At 33.8% G+C, this 3,272-nt stretch carries 4 protein-coding genes; all 4 read left to right on the top strand.

The features are described 5' to 3' along the window. Window positions 1-121: T9SS type A sorting domain-containing protein (locus Q0L65_RS14010; protein ID WP_366051347.1), on the top strand; the 121-nt coding region annotated here is incomplete at its 5' end. Further along, window positions 118-1,431 carry a T9SS type A sorting domain-containing protein gene (locus Q0L65_RS05350; RefSeq protein ID WP_296684251.1) on the top strand — a complete coding sequence of 438 codons (1,314 nt, stop codon included), beginning with the start codon at window positions 118-120 and terminating at the stop codon, window positions 1,429-1,431. The genes Q0L65_RS14010 and Q0L65_RS05350, both read left to right, overlap by 4 nt. Window positions 1,432-1,577: 146 nt before the next feature. Then, on the top strand, window positions 1,578-1,892 hold the full coding sequence (locus Q0L65_RS05345) for a hypothetical protein (RefSeq protein ID WP_296684249.1): 315 nt from the start codon (window positions 1,578-1,580) through the stop codon (window positions 1,890-1,892). A 593-nt stretch (window positions 1,893-2,485) separates the two neighbouring features. Further along, the coding region (locus tag Q0L65_RS05340; protein WP_296684248.1) for a histidine kinase at window positions 2,486-3,272 on the top strand (787 nt) is incomplete at its 3' end.

Genomic DNA, 3,272 nt, shown 5'->3' with positions numbered 1-3,272 from the left:
CAAGAATCACTATAAAAATAATAAAGTGGAAATTGACCTAAACAATTTTTCTTCAGGAACATACTTGATTAAATATCAATCGAATACAAACATTTTTGACAAAATAATCATTAAACTATGAAACCATTAATATGTCTTTTATTTTTTAGTCACATGTTACAGGCTCAATGGAGCCCTGTGACAACATTTGACAACTCGACACCGTTTACGGTAATTCGTGATTGGGATTTTTTCAATGAACAAAAAGGCTACATTATTTCGGGTAGCGATGGGATAAATGGAAATCATTCTTCCATTTACAGCACAGCAAATAGTGGTGTTTCTTGGGATTCACTAACTACTGTTTCAGGAATCTATACAAGTATTACAGCAGTTTCAGATCAGATTATATATGCTGTCGGGATATTAGATGTGAATCCAAATACTCAGAATTTTTATGAAAATATTAAAATCTGTCGTTCCTTTGATGGCGGACAAACCTGGAGTGAGCATGAAATTTTTAACACGACTGGTGTTCTTGGAATTAGCACGCTGAATAAAAAGTGTTTGGTTTTTCAAAATGATAGTACAGGCTTCGTTTGTAGTAGTCAAGGCACGTACTACACAAACAACTTCGGTTCAAATTGGAATTTAGTAAACAACACTATTGGAAAATTTCCTGTTAAATTGGGTTCTGAAATCGCCTCTTTTTACAACAATGATGTCTATCTCACAGATGTAAACTCATTAACCGTTCAGACAAACATAATCGATTGTTATGGGATTGGGGACGTTCAACGAGCAAGTTCTTATGGCGATACCCTAATTAGAAACAACTTTTGTAGTGATGGTTGGGGAAACATGTGGTATGCTCTTACCATTTCTGAACTTGGAGGAAGTACCAATGTACTTCACTTTATAGATGATGGAATTTCAGATGTTGCTATCAATGCAGGCGGTATATACGCAGCCAGCGGAAGACCATTACGAAGCATCGATGGTGGTCAAAGTTTTTTCAAACAAGATTGTACACTTCCCTCGGATTCAGTGCTTGTGTTTTTTAAATTAGACTTCGTAGATAACAACATAGCCTATGCCCTTGCTCTTCATTATGATTCAAGTTTTTTCAAATTAATGAAAACGACAAACGCAGGTGGAATCACCACGAATTATGTCACGCAACCGCTGCAAAACGTTGGTTTAACATACGACCTTGATGGATTCTCCCTTGAAGTTTATCCAAATCCAGCGATCAACGAACTTAACATTGAATCAAGCTACTTACTGGACCAATTGGAAATCTGCGATTTATCCGGACGCCAATTAGCCACTTTCACCCATATCCAAAACACACATTTCGCTGTCGATTGTCAGTTCTTGAGTCCAGGTAATTACTTAGTGAAGGTCAGTAGCGAAGGGAAAACATTTGTAAAACAGGTTCAAATAAAATAAAATTATTCACGTCGTTTTTATTTAGTACTTATTCTAAACATAATTGCTATTTTTTCTATTATCTAACAATATTTATTCTACACTCAATGTTATATTTTAATTTCGTTTCGAAAATAGTTTAACGTTTAATTTATAAAAATATTATTATGTCATTTAATGGAAATGAAGGTGAATTTATCACTTTAGAAGAAGGTGCGGCAATGACTGCTCGTTTTAGAAATTCTGTGCCGGCAGGTTCAACTATTGGTCAATTTGTCGGGAGAGAAAAACTAATGAATATCCTAAGTCAAGAAAATTGTGTTGGGATTCGATTTTATTATGCGTTGAATGAAACGAATGAACCAGCAATTGTTGCAGTTGGTGCTGAATCTAATGAAAATGATCTAACCGAGGGAATAATTATTGATCATTTTAAAAGGTGTCCTCCTTTTTGCTCTCAGAAAAATAAATTGAATAGCTAAATGTATTTTGAAGGGTATTATAATTTTGCACTTTGCACTCCAATTTTCCCTCTGGCTCTAATTTTATTTTATAATAATTCAGGATTAATACAATTAAAAAAAATACTAATATTACTTTTCTCAGTTGATCTTCTGACCAATTTACTAACCACTTACTTTGAGACAGAATACGGAAATGTCTTTCCAGTAACTAATGTATCTTTGATTATTCAAACTATTATCATTTTACAATTGATAAACAGCATTGAAAAGTTAAATAAGAGAATCGTTAATATTTCTTGTTTTTTTATCTTGGTTGTGTTTTTACTTGAAAGTATGGTAAAATCAAATTTTTGGATATACAATAGTATTACTTTAATTTCTAGCCATGTTTTAGTAATTCCAATTGGATGGATAGCATTATATCGATCTTACAAAGAAACTTCTGAATTTGAATTTAGGATTTTAGCTATAAACATCCTTTACAATACAGTCTTTTTTATTGATATAATGTTCGAAGACAAAATCCAATTTTCTAGAGAGCTCTACCAATATTTACTCCTTTTTACAACTAGCTTGTACATAGGGGCAAATCTTTTATATGGACATACAATATGGTCACTCCGCAAGAACTAGGATTTATTATCACATTAGGCATGTGCTTTGCTTTTGCAATGGGACTCGGCATGGTATTACTTGCGCGTAAGAATCGCATCATCCATGAACTCGGAGAGCGCTTAGTTCAGGAAGAAAAAGACAGCAAGGAAATTGAGTTATTGCATAATACCATTACATCCCAAGAAACAGAACGAAACAGAATTGCGCGTCGATTACACGATGAAGTTGGCGCGCTTCTCTCTATTGTCAGTAAAAATTTATCCCATGTGGAGGACAGCTTTAAAAAAGGGCAAGTAAACAAAGAATATTTTTACAATGCAGTTGAACTCTTGGACGAAGGAACTCACAATCTCAGAAATTTATTCAAAGAGTTAATGCCTCATTATTTAGTCCGTTTTGGATTAGCTGAAAGCCTCAGGCGAATGAGTTCTCAAAAGTCTAAACATGTGATCTATGATTTTAAATTTATTGATGAACTACCGGAGGAAGTTGAACTTACTGACGAGGTGATGATGCACTTCTTTTATATTGCTAGTGAACTAATTACCAATTTACTGAAGCATAGTCACCCGAATTCTATTACCATAAAAATCTGTTTTGAAAATCAAAACCTTTTGCTCTGTATAGAACACGATGGTATTACCATCACCCAAGATGATTATTTGCGTTTATCTGAATATTCTGAAAATCTAGGTTTAGAAAACATTCGCTACCGACTCAACATGATTCAAGCTCAACTTTTCTTTAGCAGAGATAATAATACCGGTCTTATCAAACTATCGA

Source organism: Flavobacterium sp. (genome assembly GCF_024642105.1).
GTDB lineage: Bacteria > Bacteroidota > Bacteroidia > Flavobacteriales > Flavobacteriaceae > Flavobacterium.
This window is presented reverse-complemented; position numbering and strand designations above follow the sequence as displayed.

Coding starts and splice junctions, on each gene's coding strand:
- Q0L65_RS05345 (WP_296684249.1), top strand. CDS start 1,578: ATGTCATTTAATGGAAATGAAGGTGAATTTATCACTTTAGAAGAAGGT.
- Q0L65_RS05350 (WP_296684251.1), top strand. CDS start 118: ATGAAACCATTAATATGTCTTTTATTTTTTAGTCACATGTTACAGGCT.